The organism is Paenibacillus sp. FSL R7-0048 (assembly GCF_038004505.1).
Taxonomy (GTDB): Bacteria; Bacillota; Bacilli; order Paenibacillales; family Paenibacillaceae; genus Paenibacillus_AQ; species Paenibacillus_AQ odorifer.
The window spans coordinates 4,870,695-4,894,768 of record NZ_JBBORF010000001.1; the positions used below are offsets into that span (position 1 = coordinate 4,870,695).

At 44.5% G+C, this 24,074-nt stretch carries 22 protein-coding genes and 1 riboswitch; of the genes, 4 read left to right on the plus strand and 18 right to left on the minus strand.

The genetic code is table 11. The annotated features are described in order from the left end of the window. Positions 1 to 40: 40 nt before the first annotated feature. From ccsA to mscL, 17 genes are all read right to left on the minus strand, one after another. Positions 41 to 1,303, minus strand: a complete 1,263-nt coding sequence (ccsA, locus tag NSQ91_RS21800; protein ID WP_076304028.1) for a cytochrome c biogenesis protein CcsA — start codon at positions 1,301 to 1,303, stop codon at positions 41 to 43. Next, positions 1,300 to 2,985 carry a cytochrome c biogenesis protein ResB gene (gene resB / locus NSQ91_RS21805; RefSeq protein WP_076127467.1) on the minus strand — a complete coding sequence of 562 codons (1,686 nt, stop codon included), beginning with the start codon at positions 2,983 to 2,985 and terminating at the stop codon, positions 1,300 to 1,302. Before resB ends, ccsA begins: the two co-directional genes overlap by 4 nt. Then, positions 2,985 to 3,506, minus strand: a complete 522-nt coding sequence (locus NSQ91_RS21810; RefSeq protein WP_038572444.1) for a redoxin domain-containing protein — start codon at positions 3,504 to 3,506, stop codon at positions 2,985 to 2,987. The genes resB and NSQ91_RS21810 overlap by 1 nt, the downstream gene beginning before the upstream one ends. A gap of 120 nt (positions 3,507 to 3,626) precedes the next feature. After that, complete coding sequence (locus NSQ91_RS21815) at positions 3,627 to 4,385, minus strand: pseudouridine synthase (protein WP_036676166.1); 759 nt, start codon at positions 4,383 to 4,385, stop codon at positions 3,627 to 3,629. Positions 4,386 to 4,405: 20 nt separating this feature from the next. Beyond that, positions 4,406 to 4,750: an N-acetylmuramoyl-L-alanine amidase gene (locus NSQ91_RS21820; protein WP_076127466.1), complete on the minus strand. Its 345-nt coding sequence runs from the start codon at positions 4,748 to 4,750 to the stop codon at positions 4,406 to 4,408. Between the two features lie 60 nt (positions 4,751 to 4,810). Next, positions 4,811 to 5,344, minus strand: a complete 534-nt coding sequence (locus tag NSQ91_RS21825) for a spore maturation protein (protein ID WP_036676158.1) — start codon at positions 5,342 to 5,344, stop codon at positions 4,811 to 4,813. 7 nt (positions 5,345 to 5,351) lie between these two features. Then, positions 5,352 to 6,017, minus strand: coding sequence for a nucleoside recognition domain-containing protein (locus NSQ91_RS21830; protein ID WP_340919795.1), 666 nt, complete (start codon positions 6,015 to 6,017; stop codon positions 5,352 to 5,354). 36 nt (positions 6,018 to 6,053) lie between these two features. Next, positions 6,054 to 7,259 (minus strand): D-alanyl-D-alanine carboxypeptidase family protein, encoded by a 1,206-nt coding sequence (locus NSQ91_RS21835; RefSeq protein ID WP_076302770.1) that lies wholly within the window; start codon positions 7,257 to 7,259, stop codon positions 6,054 to 6,056. Between the two features lie 241 nt (positions 7,260 to 7,500). Continuing rightward, positions 7,501 to 7,989, minus strand: coding sequence for a GerW family sporulation protein (ytfJ, locus tag NSQ91_RS21840; RefSeq protein ID WP_076127461.1), 489 nt, complete (start codon positions 7,987 to 7,989; stop codon positions 7,501 to 7,503). A gap of 89 nt (positions 7,990 to 8,078) precedes the next feature. After that, complete coding sequence (locus tag NSQ91_RS21845) at positions 8,079 to 8,786, minus strand: DUF2953 domain-containing protein (protein ID WP_076127459.1); 708 nt, start codon at positions 8,784 to 8,786, stop codon at positions 8,079 to 8,081. Between the two features lie 180 nt (positions 8,787 to 8,966). Further along, entirely contained in the window at positions 8,967 to 9,569 is a 603-nt protein-coding gene (scpB, locus tag NSQ91_RS21850; protein WP_036676149.1) for an SMC-Scp complex subunit ScpB, read from the minus strand. Continuing rightward, positions 9,538 to 10,329 (minus strand): segregation and condensation protein A, encoded by a 792-nt coding sequence (locus NSQ91_RS21855; protein WP_036676147.1) that lies wholly within the window; start codon positions 10,327 to 10,329, stop codon positions 9,538 to 9,540. The genes scpB and NSQ91_RS21855 overlap by 32 nt, the downstream gene beginning before the upstream one ends. 136 nt (positions 10,330 to 10,465) lie before the next feature. Continuing rightward, entirely contained in the window at positions 10,466 to 10,933 is a 468-nt protein-coding gene (gene ribH / locus NSQ91_RS21860) for a 6,7-dimethyl-8-ribityllumazine synthase (RefSeq protein WP_036676377.1), read from the minus strand. Positions 10,934 to 10,969: 36 nt separating this feature from the next. Continuing rightward, positions 10,970 to 12,223, minus strand: coding sequence for a bifunctional 3,4-dihydroxy-2-butanone-4-phosphate synthase/GTP cyclohydrolase II (locus NSQ91_RS21865; RefSeq protein WP_076127453.1), 1,254 nt, complete (start codon positions 12,221 to 12,223; stop codon positions 10,970 to 10,972). Positions 12,224 to 12,285: 62 nt separating this feature from the next. Continuing rightward, positions 12,286 to 12,954: a riboflavin synthase gene (gene ribE, locus NSQ91_RS21870; RefSeq protein ID WP_076127451.1), complete on the minus strand. Its 669-nt coding sequence runs from the start codon at positions 12,952 to 12,954 to the stop codon at positions 12,286 to 12,288. A 54-nt stretch (positions 12,955 to 13,008) separates the two neighbouring features. Then, positions 13,009 to 14,109, minus strand: coding sequence for a bifunctional diaminohydroxyphosphoribosylaminopyrimidine deaminase/5-amino-6-(5-phosphoribosylamino)uracil reductase RibD (gene ribD, locus NSQ91_RS21875; RefSeq protein WP_076304027.1), 1,101 nt, complete (start codon positions 14,107 to 14,109; stop codon positions 13,009 to 13,011). 218 nt (positions 14,110 to 14,327) lie between these two features. Continuing rightward, a riboswitch (FMN riboswitch) is annotated at positions 14,328 to 14,501 on the minus strand. A 188-nt stretch (positions 14,502 to 14,689) separates the two neighbouring features. Next, positions 14,690 to 15,085: a large-conductance mechanosensitive channel protein MscL gene (mscL, locus tag NSQ91_RS21880; protein WP_076127447.1), complete on the minus strand. Its 396-nt coding sequence runs from the start codon at positions 15,083 to 15,085 to the stop codon at positions 14,690 to 14,692. A 416-nt stretch (positions 15,086 to 15,501) separates the two neighbouring features. On the opposite strand from mscL, the gene NSQ91_RS21885 reads away from it, so the two are divergent. From NSQ91_RS21885 to NSQ91_RS21900, 4 genes are all read left to right on the plus strand, one after another. Continuing rightward, positions 15,502 to 16,212 carry a response regulator transcription factor gene (locus NSQ91_RS21885; protein ID WP_076219853.1) on the plus strand — a complete coding sequence of 237 codons (711 nt, stop codon included), beginning with the start codon at positions 15,502 to 15,504 and terminating at the stop codon, positions 16,210 to 16,212. Then, positions 16,209 to 17,312, plus strand: a complete 1,104-nt coding sequence (locus tag NSQ91_RS21890; protein WP_340919805.1) for a sensor histidine kinase — start codon at positions 16,209 to 16,211, stop codon at positions 17,310 to 17,312. Before NSQ91_RS21885 ends, NSQ91_RS21890 begins: the two co-directional genes overlap by 4 nt. Before the next feature lie 128 nt (positions 17,313 to 17,440). Continuing rightward, positions 17,441 to 18,820 carry an MBOAT family O-acyltransferase gene (locus tag NSQ91_RS21895; RefSeq protein WP_340919808.1) on the plus strand — a complete coding sequence of 460 codons (1,380 nt, stop codon included), beginning with the start codon at positions 17,441 to 17,443 and terminating at the stop codon, positions 18,818 to 18,820. Between the two features lie 14 nt (positions 18,821 to 18,834). Further along, entirely contained in the window at positions 18,835 to 20,343 is a 1,509-nt protein-coding gene (locus tag NSQ91_RS21900) for a stalk domain-containing protein (protein ID WP_340919811.1), read from the plus strand. An 87-nt stretch (positions 20,344 to 20,430) separates the two neighbouring features. On the opposite strand, the gene NSQ91_RS21905 is transcribed toward NSQ91_RS21900, so the two are convergent. Then, positions 20,431 to 23,907 (minus strand): collagen binding domain-containing protein, encoded by a 3,477-nt coding sequence (locus NSQ91_RS21905; RefSeq protein ID WP_339168902.1) that lies wholly within the window; start codon positions 23,905 to 23,907, stop codon positions 20,431 to 20,433. Between the last annotated feature and the right edge of the window lie 167 nt (positions 23,908 to 24,074).

Genomic DNA, 24,074 nt, shown 5'->3' on the forward strand with positions numbered 1-24,074 from the left:
ACCTTTAAACCATTGTGCAACGTTAACAGGTAAACTATGCTCAGTCCGTCCCCGCGTAAGAATGAAGTCCGGCGATGACTAAATTAACGCCAACCAGAGTAAACATTACGACCAGGAAGCCAAGCACAGCCAGCCAGGCAGATTTTCTTCCTTGCCATCCACGAGCCAAACGTAAATGAAGATAAGCGCTATAGAAGAGCCAAGTGACAAGCGCCCAGACTTCCTTAGGATCCCATCCCCAGAATCTTCCCCAAGCGATTTGCGCCCATATCATTGCAAAGATCAAAGCGCCTAATGTGAAAATAGGAAAGCCAATGGCTATCGCCCTATACGTAATCTCATCTAGATCGCCCTCATCAATTCCGTCCATCACTGGGTGTAAAGCAGTGCCCAGCGGTTTACGTACGATCAAGCGAAGAACTCCGTAGAGGATTAATCCGGAAAGGAGTGACCAAATTACAGTATTAAACTTCCGTCCAGCATTTACACCATTCATCCAAGATGGTGCCTCAAAGAGTGGTTCTTTTATGCCAAGAAACGACTGGAAGCTCTCAATTTCGCTATTGTGAGGTGCCACAATCGGCGGCATTCGATAACTCACTTTCTCTATTGTACTATTTTCCTGCCCGGGGCTGTCAATCGTAACGTTCGGACGGACAAAAACAGTTTCATAGCCTGCTCCGCGGAATGCAAAAACAGAACCCAGAAACCCAATTATAACAATGATTGAAAAGAGAGTAAATTCGACCAGCCTCTGTTGCTTGCGATCCGCCTTCTCTTTACTGGAAAAATTGACTGTTCGCAGCAGATACATCAGTCCCGCCGCAAACCCTACTGCGAAGAAGGATTCACCTAGTGCAGCCAGTGTTACGTGGATCTTTAAGTAGTTCGATTGAAGAGATGGAATCAGCGGCTGTACTTCCTGTGGAAATACTGCGGCATAAGCCATCACAATAATACTGATTGGAACTGCAAAAAGACCCAAGATTACCTTACGATAAATAGCGTACATCACAGTAAAGGCAACCATCACCATCATCGATAAAAAAGTCATGAACTCATACATGTTGCTGACCGGAATATGCCCTGAGCCCGCCCAGCGTGTAAAGAAATAAATAAGATGAAAGATAAGACCCATTGAAGAGAAAATAAAAGCAATTTTGCCCCAACGTGCGGTATGTTCCTCCGGCTTGCGGCCTGACCACTTGCGACCCATGATGGCGATAGTGAATAACATAAACGAACCGCTGTATAATAAAAATGCGGCAATAAAGACAGCGCTGCTGATGTCGAGCAAGCTCATGAAAGGCCTCCTCCATTATCTAATGATTTTTCATCGACTACCAGATCTACTTTTTCTAAAATAGAAACGATCTCACGGCGGAACCCGAACCAGTTCTTGTTCGTATGTCCTCCGAGGATAAGCTCCCCGTTAGCAACGGTAAGCCAGATACGTCTATGCTGCCAGTAGAAGCCAAGCACTAAACCCAGCATCACGATTGCTGCACCTAGCCATACAAACGGCATTGCACGATCAATACGTATATTCAAGTAAGTAGTCGATTCCGAAAAATCAACGTCGCTCATGTTGTCCACTTCAAGCTCAAGAAATCTATTGCTCCCGCCAAGCTTATCGTTAATGGCAGCCTGTTGAAACTGCGCCTTATCCACCTGTTTAGGAAAATAGAAATACTGCTGCCCTTCCGCCGGGAGATCCGGACCTTGTATCAGGAACAAAAAAGCAGGTGCATTCGGATAAGGTGATTTGGAAATCGGCTGACCCTCCTCATTTAGACCAAAATCCATATACTTTTCTTTCAAAGTTAAAGTATAAGGACCCGCCTGAATTGCCCGCTGAGGGTTCTTCATGTCCAGCTTAAATTTGCCGTACGCCTCGCCAGTGGTGGAATTCTTAAGCTCAGGCTGTACCGAACGCAGCACAGGGGTCAGATCATAATCAAACTGATACGCTTTCAATCCTTTATAATCCAAAGGTGAATTTACTTGGATATCATGTTTCGTCACCTCGGATAGCTGCGGTTCCTTCGAAGGGTCTCCACAATCCGCGGTGCATTCATAAAGCACAGCTTGGGTCTGGAATAGCTTTGGAAGTATTTTTTTGCCGCGAAATTCCTCAGGCATCTCTTCCTCCGTATAAAACTCCACGGTAAATTTCTCATTTTTCAAATAATAGGTGGTGTCCGGAATCTGTGTGATCTCCCCTTGCGGGAAAGCAAGATGCTGATCCATGTTCAGTCCCGGCAATCCTCTTGCTAATACAGCAAGTAAAAAAATAATTAAGCCAATATGTATTACATAAGGTCCCCAGCGGCTGAAGCGATGTTTCTCTGCCAGCAGAGCCCCTCCATCCGTCTTCACGCGATAGCCCTTTTTACGCATAGGCTGAATTACCCGGGCTACCCAAGCTTCTGGTTCCTCTTGTACTTCAGTCACTAACACAGCTTTTTGCCGAGTTAAGAACTGACGATGTTTCCGAATCTTCTGTCTGGTTAAGGCCTTATAGAGCGGAAGTACTCGATCCAAGCTACAGATCACAAGTGAAGCGCCGATCATTACGAGTAGAGTTACAAACCACCAGGATTCGTATGTATGTGAAAGTCCAAGTTTGTGATAAATATATCCGGCTGTTCCGTACTCTTGCTTGTAATAAACTGAGGCATCAATATTAAGAAAAGTACTCTCCTGCGGGAAAATCGTCCCCAGCATAGAGCCTATAAGTGTCAACACGATCAGGTAGATCGCTATTTTGACGGAAGAGAAAAAGTTCCACACCCGATCAATAATCCCCGGGTTAACGCGCTGAGATCGGCGAGCTACGCCATCGTAACGCATTTCCAAATTCTCGCCCCAGTCTGATTCCTTCCCCAACGGCTTCCCGCATGCTTCGCATAAAACAGTACCTACAGGGTTCTGGTGACCACATTCACATTTGGTATTGGTTATAAATGCCTCGCGTTCACTCATCAATCCACCAGCTTCCCAATTTGATCATCAAGTGAATTCAAATCAAGCTGGCCGATATGAATGTTGTCAATTTTACCCTTGGAATTAATGAATAAGGTAGTTGGCAGCGGAGAAATACCATAACTTCGTACAGCATCACGTCCAGTGTCCATCAAAATCGGAAAATCGATGTTTACCTGCTTCACAAAATTCTCGACAGTCATCCGGTCTTCGCCCACATTAATGCCTAAGACCACTACGTCTTTGTCCTTCCATTTCTCCCATTGCGCTTGGAGAGCCGGCATTTCTTTGACACAAGGTGCACACCAAGAGCCCCAGAAATTAAGCACAATAGTCTTGCCCTTATATTCGTCTAGGGTATGAGCCAGACCGTCAAGCCCAAGCAAATCAAAGGAAGGTGCTTTGCTCCCTTCCTCTGGTTTGCCGCTTCCCCCAAATACAGAGGAACCGATGGCATAACCGCCCACTATAACAATTAGAAACAGAATCACGATTTGAATTGGTTTTCTTGCTTTACCCACACGTAAAGCCCCCTTCTGTGACGCAACTCATACTTATGTTGTAAGGTGTGAACATCCTATGAACATTATAGCGAATTTCGTCACAGCTTTAGGGGGTTTAATTGTGAATATTCTGTGTCTTTATGACTCTTTACGTGGAGTTCTTTCTTTAAGCAATCCTGCTTTGGCAATTTGCTGCAGATGGTTAATTTCATCCTTGGTCAAATGACGGTAAGAGCCACGTTTGAGATTTTGCAGCATAATATCCCCGAATGAAATCCGTTTCAGACGGAGTACGGGGTGTGAAATCGCATCAAACATGCGTCGTACCTGACGGTTACGTCCCTCGTGAATCGTGATGCTGATAACCGCTTCCTTATTTGCCTCATCAATATCCTTGTACTCTACTTCCGCAGGCGCTGTCATGCCATCTTCCAGCTTGATGCCAGCTTTCAGCTTGTCCAATGCAGTGCCATGCGGTATACCCTTGACCGTAGCATGATACGTCTTAGGTACATGATGCTTCGGATGAGTCAGCAAGTTAGCAAAGTCCCCATCATTCGTCAGCAGCAGCAAACCTTCCGTATCGTAATCGAGCCGGCCTACAGGGTAAACCCGTTCAGTAATTCCTTTTAGGTAGTCAGTTACAACCTTACGACCTTTTGGATCGGAAGCGCTTGTGATTACTCCCTTAGGTTTGTTGAACATAATATAGATTTTGTTCTCGCCCCGGATCAGTCTACCGGAAACTTTAATAATATCTGTTGCGGGGTCCACCTTCGTGCCAAGCGTAGTTACGAGTTCCCCGTTGACTTCCACTTTACCGGCCAAAATCATTTCTTCACACTTGCGTCTGGACGCCACACCGGCCTGCGCCAAAATTTTCTGTAATCTTTCCATATTCGACTAGTCACCTCAGATCAATGATAACCATCAGAGGGATAAATCACAAGTTCATTCCAAGGAAAAAATGCTCCTGGGCAGGAATTATTGTGGGGTTCGATGATTAAAGGGGAGATTTGGTAGCGTTCTACTAATTCTAAAACGAGTTTAGCCGTTGCAAAAAGCTGCTCCTGCCTTCCGGATATTGGAGGATCGCCCACTTTCTTACCAAAATCACCTTCCAAACAAATATGAATATACTCCGGATCTGTCAGTAGCGGTGCTGCATAAATTGCGCCATCCACTCCTACCCAGAAGTCAAAACCTTTACCGTTAATGGATGTGCAGCTAGAATGATGCAGAATAAATCCTTTATAGTTCATTGCGGAATGCCCCCCTCCACATTGCTGCAATAGCATATGTTCAGGGGGGCAATGGGGTGACTATCCAAATAATAGCAAACACACAGCGATCGCGGCGACAAAGCCGACAACATCGGAGAACAGGCCAACCTTAAGCGCATAACGGCCATTCCGTACGCCTACAGCTCCAAAGTAAACGGTCAAAACATAAAGCGTAGTATCTGTGCTCCCCTGTATGGTGGAAGCAATCATACCAATTAAAGAATCCGGGCCATGCACACGGATTAGATCCGTAGTGTAAGCAAGCGACCCAGTCCCCGTAAGCGGCCGCAGAAGACCAAGCGGCAATACTTCTGCCGGAACACCAAGCCCCCGCAGGGCTGGGGATATGAAGCCCATAAAAAAATCCAGCGCACCGGAAGCGCGAAAAACGCTGATCGCAACCAGCATCCCCACAAGATGGGGAATAATCGCAATGGCCGTGCCAAACCCATCTTTCGCACCTTCAACAAAGGATTCGTAGACTGGCACTTTGCGCGTAAAAGCATAGAGCGGGATGAACGTGATCATGACCGGAATCGCCCATGCCGATATGAGACTGATAAACTGGTACAAATCACGTTCACCCTTTCAATGAGGAATTAGGGAGTGTTGTCTTCGCCAAAGGAGGAACCCCGGACTTTGCTGAAGGGGGCTTCGGCGGTTTGCGCAATAAAGTCAACCTTCGGAAAAACCGGTCTGCCGCAATCGCTGCAAGTGTAGCCACGGCCGTTGCTGCAAGTGTTGTACCTACTATGCCTGCGGGATCGGCTGAACCATAGTTTAACCGGATGGCAATCATTGTGGCCGGGATAAGCGTAATGCTTGCTGTGTTAAGCGCTAGAAGAGTACACATGGCTGGTGTCGCGGTCTCTTTATCAGGGTTGAGCTTTTGCAGCTCCTGCATCGCCTTGATGCCCATTGGCGTTGCGGCATTGCCTAGTCCGAGCAGATTAGCACTCATATTGGAGAGAATATATCCTATGGCAGGATGCCCTTTCGGCACATCAGGGAATAAAAAAGCTACGACAGGGCCAAGCACCTTGGCAATCTTTTTAAGCAAACCTGCATCTTCTGCTATCTTCATAATCCCAAGCCAGAACACAAGCACACTGATTAAGCCAAAACTTACCGTTACCCCACTCTTGGCTCCGTCGAATACGGCGGCTGTAAACTCATCCATTCTGCCGTTAACGGCGGCGAACAGAAAACCGATGATGATCATTCCTAGCCAAATCCCGTTAATCATGGATACGCCTCCTTCTTCATTCATCAGCCCATTTTCTTATTTCGAACTCGCTCCCATTTCAAATAGAGCCTTCAGTGCACTGCCCAGCGCCTGGAACCAATTATTTGCCGGGTAAGCCTGTGCTAGTGTGGGACTGTACTTTTTCATATAAGCAGATTGCTCAGGAGGCAGGTTCTCAGGAGTATACACCGGCACGCGACCTATTTCTTTTCCGCCCAGCTCCAGCACAAGCGCTCCTTGCAATCCAAAATTCGCTCGTGTAGCTTCGGCTGAAGCACTTTCCTTCTGATTTAAAACAAGTTTCGTGATCACTCTATTTTGTTCACCTTGTCCAAGTGGATAAGCAAAGGTTTTGGAGGTTACAAAGTTATAGCCCGACACGGCATCACCACGTTCGATCAGTGTTTTGAGCGGATAGTGATTAAACCCGAAGTTTAGCAGGGAAGCATGATCATTCCAGTCATCGCCGTCATTTATAGTAACTGCGACAAGCTGCTGGCCGTTTCTGGTGGCAGAGCTGACAAGGCAGCGCAGTGCTTTTTTGGTATAACCTGTCTTTACACCGTCCGCTCCCTCGTATAAATACAGCATCTTATTTTTGTTTCTCCATTTGTAATCCCATTTCTCATTTGGATTGTCTGCAGTTTTCTCCTGCGTCTTCACAATTTCTTTAAATACAGGATTATGAAGAGCATAAGCGGTCAGAACAGCCAAGTCGTTAGCACTAGAATAATGCCCTTCAGCGTCAAGACCATGGGGATTAGCAAAATGAGTATGGGTTAGCCCTAGCTCCTCAGCCTTAGCGTTCATAAGGTATACAAAACCTTCCTCAGAACCACCGATATGCTCAGCGATCGCCGTTGCTGCATCATTCCCTGAGCGCAGCATCAGGCCATACAGCATATTTTCCAGCGTCATCTCTTCTCCCTGCTGCAAGTAAATAGAAGAGCCTTCTTTCGCATAGGCATTTTTTCCTACTTTGACTTTAGAGGCTAAATCACCATTCTCAATGGCGACGAGGGCGGTCATAATTTTGGTCAAGCTGGCAATAAGCATAGGCTCATCCCCACGGCTGCTGTACAAAATACGCCCAGATTCCACATCAATCAGTGCCGCTGCTCTTGCATGTGTAGAGATAGAGCTGTTCTCGGCCTGAATTGAAGATAGCGGCGCCAGAAGCAGCAGCGAAAGGCACAATATTAAGGCGAATGGCCATTTACGGGTTATTGTCTTCATGTTCATCCTCCGGCTTCTTATCGGATCTTAAGTAAAAGTGTTTATGTTGTACAAGTGTATGCGGACCAGCCTTAGGGTATGTCCACTCCTTGGGATGTTCCACACAAAATATCCCCACAACGTGAGGCTTTGCTTCGATACATTCTCAGGTAATTTGGGGATCAAAATATACTTTCTGACACGTCAAAAAAGGGACACCGCCTGTGTATGGCGATATCCCCGAGGCTATTTGTAGAATTATGTGTACCTAATGAGTTGAAGATTGAGATGTACTTGGATCGGTTTTAACAGGTGCTGCTGCCGGTGTGGCAGGTGTTGGCGGCGTTTGAGCTGCAGCATTACCGGTTTGGAACATCGTTTGAATTTTGTCGATGAGCCCTGGTGTTGCATCGATGATTTTTTCGAATAGGTGAGTTTGATTGTCCAGAGGGACAATATTCACTCCATCCTTACCTACCACTAAAAAAGCGATCGGTCGAATGGAGACGCCTCCCCCGCTACCTCCACCAAATGGAAGCATTTTGACTCCACCTTGGGAGCTTGAACCACTTATAGAATCTTCTACTCGATAATCACTACCACCAGCAGCAAATCCAAAGGCAACTTTACTGATAGGCAGGATAATGCTGCCGTCAGGGGTTTGTACTGGATCACCGACAATGGTATTCACATCTACCATACCCTTGATATTTTCCATCGCTGTTTGCATTAGGCCTTGAATAGGATGGTCGCTCATATTGTTTCCTCCTTTAATTGAGTACGATTTCTCTTTCTTCTACAGCGTATATCATCCCCACATCCGCCCATTTGTATGTAACTTTCATTTTAAACTTTCCCGTGTGGCTCCTGACGCATCTGTTTCAGCAGATTTCTCCAATGGCCGATCCCGCCTTTTTCACGCAAGACACGCCGAGATAGTCGCATTAAGGCATACAAAGTATAGCCGACTGACATTTTCCCCTTACAGACAAACTCCATTGCAAAACAAAGCTCATCTTCAAAAACAGGCTTAACAAAAATTCGAGGATGCTGCTGCAATTTTACCCACTGCGAAATAAAACCAACAATACTCCACTTCAGGCCCCAAACCGCTCCCGATGCGGTCGCAGTGTCTGCTGCATCACCAAGAGAGAAATCGGTGGACCAATCGAGCTTTGATATTTTGACATGAGCTACAGTCTCTTTTAACCATTCCTTCAAGCCGCGTGTAGATTTCACAGCTTGGTTAACATTGGCGCGCCAGTGCATTACTCTTTCTTTATCAAATATCTCTTCTTTTACGGTATCTACACCTGTCGTCGCAGTCCCTGTCTCTTTAAACTTTCCCCACACACCCTGCTCCAATCCCTTAAAGACCAATTGGGGAAGTTCATAGTGAAGCTTTATCAAACCAAAAAGAGAGGTAACATCTAATTCGAGCAGGTCATTTTTTCCATGTTTATAACACCGTATGCGGAAATCGATAGATGAAGACAGGACCAGGATCAGTGCCAGTACAAGCAAAACAAGGGGAATTGCAAGCCATAACGTCACGTATTTACCTCCAAGAAACCTTAATAATGGGAACCTTTGGTTTAGTATGGCAATTTAAGCTGGAAAAAATTCGGGGTTTGCATAAAAAATATGAGCTTAAATAAAATAGGGACTGTCCCAAACCACATAAATGGTTTAAAGGCAGTCCCTTCAATACAATTATTAGCGTTCTCGTACGAACTAAGGCAGCTCGACATCCTCAAAAGTCATTTGAGTATCCAGCTTATTGAACAATAGCTGTGTCTCTTCTTCCAAATTATCCGTGGACTCAAAATTTGTCGGTTCCGGCAGATCCTTTAGACTGGCAAGACCAAAGCTCTCCAAGAAGGATTTAGTCGTCCCGTACAAAATTGGCCGGCCTACCGCTTCCGCACGACCAACCTCATGAATCAAATCCTTGTTATTCAGCGTATGAATTGCGCGTTCCGACTTCACACCCCGGATCTCTTCAATCTCCACCCGCGTAATCGGTTGGCGATAAGCCACGATTGCGAGAGTCTCTAAGGCAGCCTGAGACAAGGTTGATCTGGATGGTGAATAGGCCAGACGCTCAAAATAGTGGGCATGATCAGGCAATGTAGCCAGCCGATAATTCCCGGCAATTTGCACTACCTGTAAGCCCCGCTCCTGTGCTACATAATCTTCTTTTAGTTCCTCTAATGCTCCGGCTGCAAGCTCTGGGCGCTGTTCCGTAATTTCAGCCACTTGGCGTACGGAGATTCCTTCATCCCCTGATAGAAACAGCAGGCCTTCAATAATCGATTTCAGCGTTTTGTAATCCATTGAAGTGTTCTCCTCCTCTCCACTCCATTACGATGTCATCAAACAATTTCTCTTGGTAGCAAAAAATCGCCTTCATTTTCATCAGTTCCAGAATCGCAAGAAAAGTAACTACGATTTCGTGCCGTGCCATTTCATCGTGAAGCAGTGCCGAGAAATGCAGCTTACCGCCTGTTCCTCTGCGCTGCAGCGCATCTGATACATCACGTATACGATCTTTTACCGATATTTCATCCCGGGTGATCCGCTGGTAAGAAGACCTTCTGGCAGCCTTACTTAGCGCTTTACGAAAAGCGGCTATTAAGTCTGAGGTATGTAGTCCTTTTAGCGTTTGATCAATCTCTTCTGGCACGAATGGACCCAAATCCTCAGGCTCCTTCGTAAAAATCAAGCTCCGCTCGCTCTCCATATCCATTAAATGTACAGCAATACTCTTGAACTTACGATACTCAATCAGTCGCTGAACAAGTTCAGCTCGTGGATCAAATTCATCCTCTTCGTAATATTCAAAATCATCGATCTCAATGACCGGTGGTTTGGGCAGCAATAGCTTGCTCTTTATAGATAAAAGGGTAGCGGCCATCACGAGAAATTCACTCGTAATATCCAATTCAAGCTCCTGCATGCTACGCAGGTATTCCATATACTGTTCGGTGATCTCGGCGACCGGAATGTCCTGGATGTCGATTTCCGCCTTATCAATTAAATGCAAGAGCAGATCCAGCGGACCTTCAAACGTCTCCAGCTTGTACAATACAGTCACGAAGCATCCTCCCGCCAAAAAAAGTAAAGTGCAGCGCCCGTCTGGACGCTACACAAGTAGAAAGGGCTCTTATAATCCATGCTTTCTTCTTATACTATAAATAAGCACGAATTCGACTGATTCGTCAATAGCTGACTTACTTAAACAGCTTGTTAAGATTCGCCATTTCAATCGCAGCAGTCGCAGCATCCCAGCCTTTATTGCCTGCTTTGGTTCCTGAACGCTCGATGGCCTGTTCAATATTTTCAGTAGTAACTACGCCAAAAATGGTCGGCACGCCGGTCTTAAGATTGATAGCGGCTACTCCTTTGGCAACTTCATTACATACATAATCATAGTGTGTAGTGGAACCACGGATAACCGTTCCTAAGGTGATTACAGCGTCGTATTTGCCGCTTTCAGCCATTTTTTGCGCGATCAACGGAATTTCAAATACCCCTGGAACCCAAGCAACATCCACTTCATCATCACCAACACCATGGCGTTTAAAGGCATCAAGTGCACCTGACAAAAGCTTGCTGGTAATAAATTCATTAAAGCGTCCTACAACAACTCCGTATTTTAACCCCTCAGAAACTAAGTGACCTTCTAAATATTTTGGCATATCCATCATCTACCCTTCGTTTTTTATAATGTATGGTTAAGCTTTCGAATCCTCATTTTGTTCAATATCGTCAAAAGACAGCATATGTCCAAGCTTCGCTTGCTTCGTGTGGAGATAATTGGTGTTGTCCTTGTTCTCCGGCATTTGTATCGGCACTCGCTCAACGACTTCCAACCCATAACCCTCCAGCCCTTTGATCTTACGCGGGTTGTTCGTGAGCAGACGGATTTGGCGCACACCCAGATCCTTCAGAATCTGTGCTCCAATTCCATAGTCACGCAAATCTGCTGGAAAACCAAGCTTTAGATTCGCATCTACAGTGTCAAGACCTTCCTCTTGCAGCTTGTAAGCCCGAAGCTTATTGATAAGGCCAATGCCTCTGCCTTCTTGGCGCATATAGAGTAACACTCCCCTACCGGCAGTTTCGATCTGCCGCAGTGCAGCTTCAAATTGCGGGCCGCAATCACAGCGATGGGAGTGGAATACATCACCAGTCAAGCATTCGGAATGTACACGTACAAGCACTGGCTCATCGCCGGAAATATCGCCTTTTACCAAAGCTACATGCTCTTTATCATCCACTTCATTTGTATAAGCAATGGTCTGGAAATCTCCAAAATCGGTAGGAAGTCGTACAGACACTTCGCGTGTGACGAGTTGTTCTTTTTCGTTGCGATAATGAATAAGATCCTTGATACTGATCAGCTTAAGATCATGCTTGCGGGCAATTTCGATTAGATCAGGTAAGCGGGCCATTGAGCCATCTTCCTTGATAATCTCGCAAATGACACTGGCTGGATAAGCGCCACACATCCGCGCTAGATCAACAGCAGCCTCCGTATGTCCGGAGCGGCGCAGAACGCCACCTTTTTTCGCAATCAGCGGGAACATATGCCCCGGTCTGCGGAAATCAGCAGGTTTCGCTTTTGGATCGATCATGGCTTTAACGGTCAAAGATCTTTCCCCCGCAGAGATCCCAGTGGTTGTATCTTTATGGTCAACAGATACGGTAAAAGCCGTACCGTGATTATCGGTATTGTGGGTTACCATGGCTTGCAGTTCAAGTTCTGCCGCACGCTCCTGGGTAATAGGCATACACACCAATCCACGTCCCTCAGTAATCATAAAATTGATGACCTCTGGTGTCGCACGTTCAGCAAGGGCTATAAAATCCCCTTCATTCTCACGATCTTCATCATCCACTACAATGATGACTTTACCGCGCATTAAGTCATATATTGCTTCTTCAATCGGATCCAAGACACTTTCCTTTTTCGATTGCTCGCTCATGATCCTATCCTCCTAAAAGCTTTACGAAAGATTATTCCCTTCTTCGTAAGCAAACTCTTTATTTAAACAAACCCGTTCGCCGCCAAAAAATCATGACTAATCCCGGAGCGGCTCTCGCCTTCCTCATCTTGGGCGGCTGAGCCATAATGCAATAAATGATCTACATATTTGCCAAGTACGTCACACTCGATATTTACACTATCCCCGGCCCGTTTGTGCGTCAGAACTGTTTCCCCTAACGTATGCGGAATAATGGACACTGCAAGCGATGTGGCTGTAGTCTTCACTACAGTTAAACTAATGCCGTCGATCGTGATCGATCCCTTGGGGATAATATATTTAAATAGTGATTTACGATCCGGTGCAATCTCGAATACAACAGCATTCTGATCACGTTTTACACTTTTAATAATGGCAGTGCCATCAACATGTCCTTGAACAATATGCCCTCCAAAACGCCCGCCGGCTGCCATCGCTCGTTCCAGATTCATCCGGCTGCCGGGCTTCAGCTCCTTCAGATTGCTATTCCGGTAGGTCTGCGGCATTACATCCACTGTAAAGGAATGATCGCCCAAAGTTGTCGCCGTGAGACAAACCCCATTGACGGACACACTGTCACCGATTTTTAGATCATCCATGATGACCGAAGCGGCAATATTCAGCACCATCATTTCCCCACCGGCGGAGACACTGCGCAAAACACCAACCTCTTCAATTAATCCGGTGAACATGATATCCCTCCTAAAAAGCATTACTTCCTAAATTCACTTCTTGCATAGCTTTTGTTAGCGTACCGGAGTACCGCTGATACATACATTATCTCCTAGCACTTTTACTTCCAATCCTTCAAGTGAGATCGCATCCTTCATCAGCTCTACACCCGGAAATACGAAAGTCCCTTTCGCTTCTGCACCACCGCCGACAATTTTTGGAGCGAAGAAAAGAATCACACGATCCACTAGCCCGCTCTCCAGCATCGCGCCATTCAGCGTCCCCCCGCCTTCCAGTAAAATAGAGCCTATCTCCATTTCGCCAAGAGATATCATGGCCGCCTTCAGCTCCACTCTTGGACCTGCTCCGCACACAACGATTTGAATGCCTGCTTCCAGCAGTGCAGCCTTTTTAGCAGGATCTGCAGCATCGGTTGTTACAATAAGTGTAGGCGCTTGACCATCACATACAACTGCCGAATCCAGAGGAATACGTAGCCCGGAATCAATGATGATCCGCGTCGGGTTAATGCCAGGCACTTCTGTTCTTGTTGTCAGAGAGGGATTATCAGCAATCACTGTATTCACACCGACCATGATACCCTGATGCCGATGCCGCAGCGTATGTACGATCTCCCGCGCTTCCCCATTCGAAATCCATTTACTGTCACCAGATTTGGTAGCTAGATTGCCATCAAGTGTACTTGCACTCTTCAGCGTAACAAAAGGTTGTTTTGTCAAAATATATTTGATAAAACGCTCATTCAATCGAAGCGCGCGATCACGCAACAAACCGACTTCGACCTCAATCCCTTGGTCACGCAGCATTTGGATTCCTCTTCCTGCCACCTGGGGGTTGGGGTCTTCACAAGCAACTACAACCCTAGCTACCCCTTCATCGATCAGCCTTTGGCTGCAAGGTGGAGTTTTTCCATAATGGCTGCACGGTTCTAGTGTGACATATGCCGTACTGCCCTGTGCCTGCCCAGCTGCCATATTCAAAGCGTGCACCTCGGCATGCCCCGTACCTCGCTGTAAATGAGTTCCGAGTCCAATCATTGCTCCATTCTTCACCACAACGCAGCCAACAACAGGGTTAATTCCCGTCTGTCCTTGGGCACGTTCGGCCATGTCCAGTGCTAGCGACATATAAAACTCATCATTCATGTTGTCCATCTCTTCCTCCTATCCACTGCTGTCAATTCTTAAGCTAAAAAAACAGAAAAACCCATCTCATTCTCCAGGAGGAGTTCAAGATGGGTTATGCGAGAGTTCATCGGCAGTCCAAATAAAAGTGTGCTTAAATAGCCGTCAATTGACGGGTATTGTGAAATATCGCACATGATTATATGAAAACACTGCGATCCGCCAGTCCATTGCAGACAAGCGGTTAACCTCTCCTTCTTCCATCCAGACTATACTGTCGGTCCCGGAATTTCACCAGGTCCACCGTTCGCGTCAACAACGCGAGCCGGGTAGCGGACTGAGCACTGTAGATGAACTGAATAAGTTACTTCTACAACAGCATCACCGCCGGTAGGGAATTACACCCTGCCCTGAAGGATTGATCCTTTATTTAATTGAGGTTCAAGTTTTCCTTACTAACAAAATTATCACTTACACCAGCGAAATGCAAGTGCGTTTATTATATTTACTTAAAATTTGTAACTAGATTATAGATTGTACTGAGTTTATAAAAGGAAACCAAAAAGCGCTAGGACAAGGACTCCTGGCGCTTCTTGGTTATATTTCAGGATTACAAACCACGTTCTTGTTGTTTCAAAAGATCACGAATTTCCGTAAGCAGCACGATATCCTCTGCAGGTGCTGGAGTCTCTACCACTTCAACTTTAACGGCTTCTTTGCGCTGAAATTTATTGGCGAGCTTGATCACCAGAAAGATGGAGAAGGAAATAATAAAGAAATCCACAACCGATTGTAAAAATAGTCCGTAAGGTATTTTCAGGTCCGTAGTGACTTCAAGCACCCTGTCCTTTAAATCTATACCACCCGTAAGCAAACCTGCAATTGGCATAATAATGTCATTTACTAATGAAGTTACAATCTTTCCGAATGCAGCTCCAATAATGACCGCAACCGCTAAATCAAGAACATTTCCTTTTAAGGCAAAAGCTTTAAATTCTTTCCACATATACCAAATAACCCCCAACATATAATTTGAAATTATTATAGCATAGTAGCTTCCTATTTCTTAAGACTTGTTAAGAAACTATTAAGTTTCTCTTTACTTTTATCTGCCACCGCTGTTAAGAAGTTTCCTGTTAAATAAAGTTTAAGAATTATTTCTTACATGATAGAGCCATGGCTGAGAATGTATTATCTACAGATCAACACATGGATTGAGGTACAGCGATCAGAGCAAACTAAAAGGAAAAACCAAACTGGCATAATGCTGTGGCGGATTTGGTCTTTTATTCCACTAATTTATTAGCTGCTATACAGTACCTTTGCCTTCACTGGTCTTCAAATGAGGCTTCCAAACAAGAAAATGTTGTATACTTCTTATAGCAAGAATTGCGCTTTACAAGCAAGAAAGGACGCTGAGAAATGCACAACGCAACGCTGCTATTGGTGGACGACGAGGCCGAGATTATTAAACTAATGCAGATCTATCTGGAGAACGAGGGTTACCGGCTGTTAACTGCCAAAGACGGGCTGGAAGCACTCGAAATTATCAATAGAGAGATTATAGACCTCATGGTTCTTGATATCATGATGCCTAATATGGACGGCATTGAGGCTTGTATTAAAATTCGAGAAACGCAAAAATTTCCGATCATCATGTTATCTGCTAAAGGGCAGGAACTTGATAAAATCACCGGACTTAGCGTAGGTGCAGATGATTATGTTACGAAACCTTTTAGTCCGCTGGAGTTAGTTGCCCGTGTTAAATCCCAGCTGCGCAGAACTCGAAATTACATGGCAGATCTAAACGCCAAACAGGATGAAATCATCATTGATGGCCTGGTTATTAATTCGGTTACGCATGAAGTAAGTGTGGATGATCACCCAGTTAAGCTTACCCCGCGAGAATTTGCGATTCTAGAGCTGCTCGCCCGTAATAAGGGACAAGTCCTAAGCATGGAGCAGATCTACGCCAAAGTATGGAAAGAACAATTCCTGGAAAGCAACAATACACTTATGGTGCATATTCGTAAAATCAGAGAAAAAATAGAAGAAAATCCGCGTAAACCACAATACTTAAAAACGGTATGGGGCGTTGGCTACAAACTGGAAAAAGGAGGTCCTTCTAGTTGAACCTTAAACGATTCGATACCCTATCCTGGAAAATAGTTGGCTTCAGCTTAACGAGCCTAGCACTCACCGCTTTAATCTTAATGGGCGGCTATTATGGCACTTCACTATTGCTGTGGTTAAATCCTTCACGCTCCTTTTGGGGAGTCAGACTCATTCTCTGGGTGATCAATACCATTGGATCAACGCCAGTTGTGATTCTTATAGGGATTCCTTTATTTATTTTTTTCATCCTAAAACTGTCCAGAAATACAACTAAGAATCTTCATAACATTACTAGCGGAGTTCAGGCCATTGCGGATGGCAATTTGTCTTTCAAGGTGCCGGTAACAGGTACGGATGAACTCGGAAAGCTCGCTGAAAATATGAACACTATGGCTAGCAAGCTAAAATCTGCTATAGAGGAAGAACGAGCCGCTGCAAAAGCCAAAAACGACCTAATCACAGGTGTGTCCCATGACCTCCGAACCCCACTAACCTCTGTTCTCGGATTCCTTGAATATGTGGAGAAGGATCGTTATAAAAACGAGGTTGAGCTGCGTTATTATGTGAATATTGCCTATGAGAAATCTTTGACTCTTAAAAAGCTAATCGACGATTTATTTGAATACACTCGCGTCAGCAGCAGCGGATTACCGCTAAATATTGAGCCTGTAGATCTCGGCAAGCTGCTCGAACAGCTGATTGAAGAATTTGCACCCGTACTGGAACAAGCAGATATGACCTACCGCATTCATACGGATACAGCTCCTCTGATTATCAACGGAGATGCGGACGAGCTGGTGCGATTGTATGAGAACCTATTTACCAATGCCGTAAGATACGGAAAGGAAGGAAAAATTCTAGACATTTCTGTTGTTAGAAAAGACGATAGAATAGTTGCTCTATGTACGAATTACGGTACTCCTATCCCTGCATCCGACCTCCCCCACTTATTTAAACGCTTTTATCGTGTCGATAAATCCCGCTCCCGAGAGACAGGCGGAAGTGGCTTAGGGCTCGCCATAGCCAAGAGTATTGCAGAGCTTCACGGCGGAACCATTACAGCCAAAAGCACACGCAAACAAACTGAATTTGAAACCTCTTTCCCTGTGAGCGAATGATGCTTGCAGGGATTTTTTTGTACAATCTCATCCATTAAGAAAATGATAAGATTTCATAACATAAAGCCTTAAGATCTCTGGCTTATAGTGATTTCATACCAAATCTGCTATAAGTGAGGATTGTTGTTATGCTATTTAATTCGTATCCCTTTATGTTTGGTTTTCTGCCTATCGTGCTGGCCGGATATTTTATTCTGAATCGTCTTCGTCTCACACTCTGTGCTAAGGTATGGCTTACCCTCGCCTCTTTAGTTTTTTACGGGTATTGGAACATAAAATATGTCCCTCTAATCTTGTTATCCATCTTATTTAACTATGTTATGGGCCATTTCATTCATTCCACAACAGCTAAGCTTCGCCGGCCGCTGCTAATCTTTAGCTTAAGCACAAATATTCTATTACTCAGCTATTACAAATACACGGATTTTTTTATAGAAAATTGGAATGAGGTAACCGCAAGCAACCTTTCTCTGCACCATCTTATATTGCCTTTAGGCATAAGTTTCTTTACCTTTACACAAATCGCCTACCTCGTTGATGTTTACCGGAACCAAGCGCGTGAGTACAATCTTTTGAATTACACACTATTTGTGACTTTTTTCCCGCATCTGATCTCCGGTCCTATCCTTCATCACAAGGATATGATGCCCCAATTCGATAAACTGCGAAATAAGGTTTGGAATTGGAACAACATACAGAAGGGGACCCTCTTCTTCAGCATCGGATTAGGAAAAAAAGTCATCCTAGCGGATACCCTAGCTGGTTATGCTGATAACGGTTTTGCAGCTGCAACATATTTTGTAGATTCATGGGTGGCTATCCTTTCCTATACCTTACAAATCTACTATGATTTCAGCGGCTATACCGATATGGCGATTGGAATAGCACTGCTGTTCAACATCCATCTGCCGCAAAATTTCAATGAACCCTACCGAGCCGTAAGCATCCGCGATTTCTGGAGACGCTGGCATATTACGCTCAGCCATTTTCTTAGAGATTATATCTACATTCCACTTGGCGGCAACCGGAAAAGCTTCTGGATTTCGATCCGAAATGTCATTATTACTTTTCTGCTCGGTGGTTTCTGGCACGGTGCGGGTTGGCTGTTCATCCTGTGGGGGCTCTTGCATGGAGTAGGACAAGCTGTAGAGAAATGTTGGGGACGCTGGGGCTTTTCCCTTCCCAAGTGGTTATCATGGTTGCTGACTTTCATATTTGTGAACATCACATGGGTATTTTTCCGTGCAGAACATATATCGCAGGCATTTCGTTTGTTGAAAGGGATGAGTGGACTTAACGGGGTATCTTTGCAATCTATTGGATCGCTTAAATGGGCAATCATCCTGATTCTCATCTTAATGACGATCATTCTCTGGAATCCCCTTCATCTATTGAACAAACGTAATTTTCAGTATAGCTGGAAAACAGCATTTGTGATGGCATTTATCATTATGTTCTCGCTGTTATTCTTCAACCGAATTACAACCTTTTTATACTTTAACTTCTAGAACTGTAAGGAGGAATGATGATGCTTGCATCACGGCTTCAAAATAATAACAACCCACGTAAATCCCCGGGGAATCATACTAAATCGAAACGTTTCATAGGTTATTTCCTGCTTTTTTTCAGCTTGTTAGCGCTTCTAACAGCACTGATTACTGCTTTTATCGACCCATTACAATTCTATCACCGTCCATCGTGGTATACCCCACTCTTGTCAGAAGAAGAACGTTATCAGAATCCGGGTTTAGCTAAAAATTACGACTACGACAATATTATCATCGGCACGTCTATGACAGAGAACTTTCTTCCCTCTCAAGTAGATGCCAGCTTAGGTGGGACAACCTTAAAGTTATCTATGGAAGGATCCACAGTCGATGAGCATTATAAAATTGCCAAACTTGCCTTGGAGACAGGCAAAGTAAAACAAGTGCTCTGGGGTTTGGATTATTTCTCTTTGAAACTCGCCACAGCCGAAGATGAGGAAGATTTCCCTGACTATCTGTATGACGGCAAACTATGGACCGACTACAAATACTGGTTCAATTCATCTGTATTTAAACAATTAATAAGCAGCATCAAAAATAACCTGAGTGGTGAAGCTAAACAAGATTTGGAATATTTATACAACTGGAATAACAAAGTAGTGTTTGGCAAGCAATACGTTGCAGAATCTTACCTAATGGCTTGTGACAAGGAGCTGGATTACGGTACTAACGAGGAAAGCATTGAGCAAATAAAGGGCTATTTTAATACGTATATCCGTCCTCTGCTGGAGGAATATCCCGATGTCCAGTTTTCTTTCTACTACCCACCCTACAGCGTTATGCGTCAGGTCGCTTGGTTCGCCAGTAATCCCGTTCGCTTTAACAATCAGCTTGTCATGCGGCAATGGATATTCGAGCAATTTGAACAGTTTCCAAATGTGAAGCTATACGATTTCCAAGCCGAAGCGGATTGGACATTCAATCTAGACCTCTATAAGGATTTAAGTCATCATAATGGTGAGGTTAACACGTGGATAGCAGAAGCTATCGGACAGGACAATTCCAAATATCGTGTAACTTCCAGCAACATAAAGGCGCTGAATAGCTCGCTGGAATCACAGGCGGAAAGCGCCGTTATGGATAATAACGGAAAAGTTTATCGCAGCAGTGTACAAGTAAATGGATTACCACTAGCACTTAACATCCGTTTAGTGCAAGGAAATAAAGAATTATGGCTGCCCGCCAAAGATATCGGGACAGCCCTGGGTGCATCCATAACGTGGGATGCGGCCACTAAAACTGTATCGCTTACTTCCGCCGAGAACACCGTTACTATGACTGTGGGCAGTGTCAAAGCACTCGTGAACGGGAAAGCTCTCACCATTGATGCTGCGCCGCTACTGGCAGGAGGAAAAGTTTTAGTCCCGCTAGCCTTTGTTGCCGAACAGCTCGGCTGGAATGTCTCAAGTGAAAAGGAAGGCGAATGGCTGCGCTATAACCTAAGCACCTCAGATAACGCCGGTACACTTAAGAATCAGCCATAAAATTTTCAAAAAAAAAGCACAAAAGCACCCGGCATTTATCATGCTGGGTGCTTTTGCAAAAAAATCTTAAATCACACTAATCTCCGATCACTCTGTCTTACCTCTACGTCTAAATACTCGGTTCATAACAAATCCTATGGTTATCAACCCTATTCCCGACAGATACAGAGGCAAAGGACTGTTCTCACCTGTCTTCGGCAGCTGAGGAGCACCCGAAGTGCTATTGTTCACCGTACCTTTTGGTACTTCTTCATCGTCGATATCAACTTCTCCTAATGGAATTTCTTCTTCGGTAATCTCTTGCTCAGGAGTTCCCTCATCGGTTGATGTCAGGGATCCTGGATCGGCCGCATTTCCAGGACCAGCAGGAACAGCTGGATCATTAATAATTACTTCGGGTACGGGCGAGCTTGTAGACGTGGGTACCACCGAACCTCCAGATGTGCTGCTTGTAGGGATTGGTGTAGGTGCAGCAGTCGCTTCTGGTGATGGAGAAACCGTCGGTGCTGGCGTTGTTGATGGTGCAGGTGTTACGGTTGGTTCTGGTGTTGTTGTTGGAGCACCGGTTGGTTCTGGCGTTACCGTAGGCGTGGGCTCCACTGCTTTTTGATTCGTAATCACCAGTTGAATCGCTGACGAGGAACGAATCTCCACTGGATGCTCGGATGTATCGAGCACGTAACCATTTGGAGCTGCTGTCTCCACCAATACATAGTTACCCAGCCATATTTTATTAAATGTAGCTGTACCCTCTGCATCTGTAGTTAGACTGTTAATCAGTACACGTTCCGTGCCATTTAGTCGATACAATGCAAAAGTCGCATCACCAAGCGCCTTTAAATTATCATCAGCATCTAACTTCTTAATATTGAGAGTGCCTCTTCCCCCGCTGCCTGTGCCAGAACCGCTGGAGACCCCGACAATAATTTCTCTAGAGGTTTCTTTACTTATTTCGCTGCCGTTAAAACCACTGAAATGTACAGTATTTATTACTTTGTCTCCAGTGTTAGCCACAATCAGGGATTGATATTCGAGAATGTAAGCCCTGCTGATTTCATAGGCAAAGCTTAACTCAAAGGATTGTTTTCCATCGGCATCCGTTGTGATAACAACGCTATAATCAATACCCTGAATCAATTCAGGGCCGCTTTTCGTGATATCTCCGTTCACAGCTACAGCCGTAGGATACAGATGGAATGAATTCTGCAGCAAAATTTGATTAGCACTAGGAGTATCTTTGATTAGAGCATCCTTTACAGTAGACTGCCCCCGGTTAATTTGCAGGCTCCAGTCGATTTTATCCCCGTTTTGTGTACCGTCCTTCAGCACATAATCCTCTCCAAAAGGAATTTTTACGGAGGCGGTCAAATCTTTGGAAACCACTTTTGCTCCATCATAGAGATTAGCTTTATTATCAACAGTAGTGCCTATTATTTGCCCTTCAAGACTTGTGTTAAATTCAATGTAGAAAGCGGAGTTAATCTTATCTGTAAAAATAACCTTTAATTCATTATCGCTATTTACGCTATTTACGCTATAGGTATATTTATTAGGATTCACTTCTGTACCCTTGGTAGGGTCACCATTCTTTGCAATATTCATAGTGTAAACTTTTAGTGAACCAGGAACCAAGGTCTGGCCTGATTTTAAAATATCAACAAGCGCCGGAGCTTCGAGGGTTTTGCCGTTATAATTGGCGCCTATCGTCCAAGTAATTTTTTTAGTTGAAGCATCGTAGGCTCCCGCTTTAAATCCATTGCTTTTCGCCTCAGGTCTAGGAATGAATAACCCTTCTGCTTCTATCGTGCGTAAGGCTTCAGTAGTGTCCATCCAGTCTAACCGAACTTTGTTATTGAAATTTTCAGTTTTAGCCCAAATCCAATCCTTGTTAAATTCTGTAGTATAGCTAATCGTATAAAGACCAGATATCGGTGAATTAAACACTACCTTGAAGCCTTTATTAGGCTCGACAGGTGAGTTGTACACTAGATCATAGTTATTTGGATTTAAAACATTCCCATTCAGATTTCTAATCACCAGTGATTCTGGAATAAACTTTAGGCCGCCAAATGGGAAGGATTCGGTAACTGTAACATGGCTCATCGGGTAATTATCACTATTCAATGTGACCTTCCAGCCTAATGTTTTATTCTGATAATCTACGGTTGATAAAGTCTTATAAAGAATGGAAGACCGGATTAATCGGGTAGCCTGATCACTATACGTACTATCAGATACTGTATTAGTTATGGTGGCATCCTCAAACACGCGTTTTATCGCTTTTGTCTTATATTCGATTCGATATGGTGAAGTAACATCGTGTGCAAATTGCAATACAAACCCAGACTTATGAACGTCTGACGTGGAAACAACCGTGTAGTCAACATCCTTTGTCAAAACCTTGCCTAACGTTGCACCACCGGAAGAATCCAGCTGCACAGCATATACTTTTAGCGAATCGGCTACCAGTTCTTGAGAATCATCGAACAAATCTGTTAACACAGCGTTTCCTTGCGGGATGTTCTTTTCATTGTAGTTATATTCAATTGCCCAGGAAATGATCTGCTTGCCCCCATCATAGCTTGTGGAATACTTTTTCAAGCTTCCTCCACGTTCTACATTCACTGTGGCAGAGGAGCTGGCAGGCTCTTGCCCATCTCCTGAAAAAGTTGCAGTATTGGTGAAGCTTAGCTGATGGTCATTAGTAATCCCTGTGGAATATACAATACGGTAAGCCTCTTTAATCACAGGCTCCGTAAAACGGACAATCAATGACCCTCCGGAGAGCTCTGCAGAGTATTTGCTTGTGTCGAGCAATGCTCCTTCCGTTACTGAACCATCCAATTGAATGCTCAGTTGATACACGCTCACTGTGACTGGAGTATTTAATGATAAGCCTGAAGGGATGGGGTCCGTCACAATGGCATTCCCCACGGCTTCCAAAGACTTATTGACATCAACAGTCCATAATATTTGGTTCGCATTGAAGCCTTCGGGAATACCTCTCTTCTCTATAGTCGATCCAACACTGGGTTTAAAATTAACTGTCACTGTCTGAATACCGCCGCTCACGGGAAATAAAATATTCTGAATAGTACTGCCCGAGATTTTCTGTTTATCGAATTTAGTATTTAACCGCAGCGTTCCCTGCACGTCATCATGTGTTTCTATGTAGTCATTAAAAGTCATTATCACTTCATGTGAAATTTGCCTCACTTCAAAGCTCCCTACATCTCCATCTTCAGAGACCAAGGGTCCGTTAAAATCATTAAATAGCTGGAACTGTTCTGGAAGCTGAAAAGTAAAAGTGTCACCTTGCTTGTAATTATGATTTTTAGGAAGAGACCAATTATAATCCAAGGTAACATTAGCATCTCGTTCGTATACGCTGTTCGTGACCGTGATTCCATCTGGCCCGTAAACAGCCATTGAAACACTGGTGATGATATTTCTTTCGTCATCAATCGCAGCCGCTTTTACTTGCGGAGCAAATCCGATGCCATAGGCATATTGGGCCACAAGCATCAAAATAATGACCATTACACTTATTTTTTTCTTAAACATGTTCCTGTTGCCTCCATTTTCTTGTTCTAATTGTTTTCCACCCCTGCATGTTCAAAAGCTTCATATGTAATTCCGCGCCCTACGCCCCATCTTATGTTAATATAATGAAAAGTCTTCCTTATGCGGTGGAGTTGACAGAACATATACATATATACCCATTTTATGGA

Excerpts from the sequence above, each read along its gene's own strand:
- ccsA (WP_076304028.1), bottom strand. The coding sequence starts at position 1,303 with ATGAGCTTGCTCGACATCAGCAGCGCTGTCTTTATTGCCGCATTTTTA.
- resB (WP_076127467.1), bottom strand. The coding sequence starts at position 2,985 with ATGAGTGAACGCGAGGCATTTATAACCAATACCAAATGTGAATGTGGT.
- NSQ91_RS21815 (WP_036676166.1), bottom strand. The coding sequence starts at position 4,385 with ATGGAAAGATTACAGAAAATTTTGGCGCAGGCCGGTGTGGCGTCCAGA.
- NSQ91_RS21820 (WP_076127466.1), bottom strand. The coding sequence starts at position 4,750 with ATGAACTATAAAGGATTTATTCTGCATCATTCTAGCTGCACATCCATT.
- NSQ91_RS21830 (WP_340919795.1), bottom strand. The coding sequence starts at position 6,017 with ATGATTAACGGGATTTGGCTAGGAATGATCATCATCGGTTTTCTGTTC.
- NSQ91_RS21835 (WP_076302770.1), bottom strand. The coding sequence starts at position 7,259 with ATGAACATGAAGACAATAACCCGTAAATGGCCATTCGCCTTAATATTG.
- ytfJ (WP_076127461.1), bottom strand. The coding sequence starts at position 7,989 with ATGAGCGACCATCCTATTCAAGGCCTAATGCAAACAGCGATGGAAAAT.
- scpB (WP_036676149.1), bottom strand. The coding sequence starts at position 9,569 with ATGGATTACAAAACGCTGAAATCGATTATTGAAGGCCTGCTGTTTCTA.
- ribH (WP_036676377.1), bottom strand. The coding sequence starts at position 10,933 with ATGCCAAAATATTTAGAAGGTCACTTAGTTTCTGAGGGGTTAAAATAC.
- NSQ91_RS21865 (WP_076127453.1), bottom strand. The coding sequence starts at position 12,223 with ATGAGCGAGCAATCGAAAAAGGAAAGTGTCTTGGATCCGATTGAAGAA.
- ribE (WP_076127451.1), bottom strand. The coding sequence starts at position 12,954 with ATGTTCACCGGATTAATTGAAGAGGTTGGTGTTTTGCGCAGTGTCTCC.
- ribD (WP_076304027.1), bottom strand. The coding sequence starts at position 14,109 with ATGGACAACATGAATGATGAGTTTTATATGTCGCTAGCACTGGACATG.
- mscL (WP_076127447.1), bottom strand. The coding sequence starts at position 15,085 with ATGTGGAAAGAATTTAAAGCTTTTGCCTTAAAAGGAAATGTTCTTGAT.
- NSQ91_RS21885 (WP_076219853.1), top strand. The coding sequence starts at position 15,502 with ATGCACAACGCAACGCTGCTATTGGTGGACGACGAGGCCGAGATTATT.
- NSQ91_RS21895 (WP_340919808.1), top strand. The coding sequence starts at position 17,441 with ATGCTATTTAATTCGTATCCCTTTATGTTTGGTTTTCTGCCTATCGTG.
- NSQ91_RS21900 (WP_340919811.1), top strand. The coding sequence starts at position 18,835 with ATGATGATGCTTGCATCACGGCTTCAAAATAATAACAACCCACGTAAA.
- NSQ91_RS21905 (WP_339168902.1), bottom strand. The coding sequence starts at position 23,907 with ATGTTTAAGAAAAAAATAAGTGTAATGGTCATTATTTTGATGCTTGTG.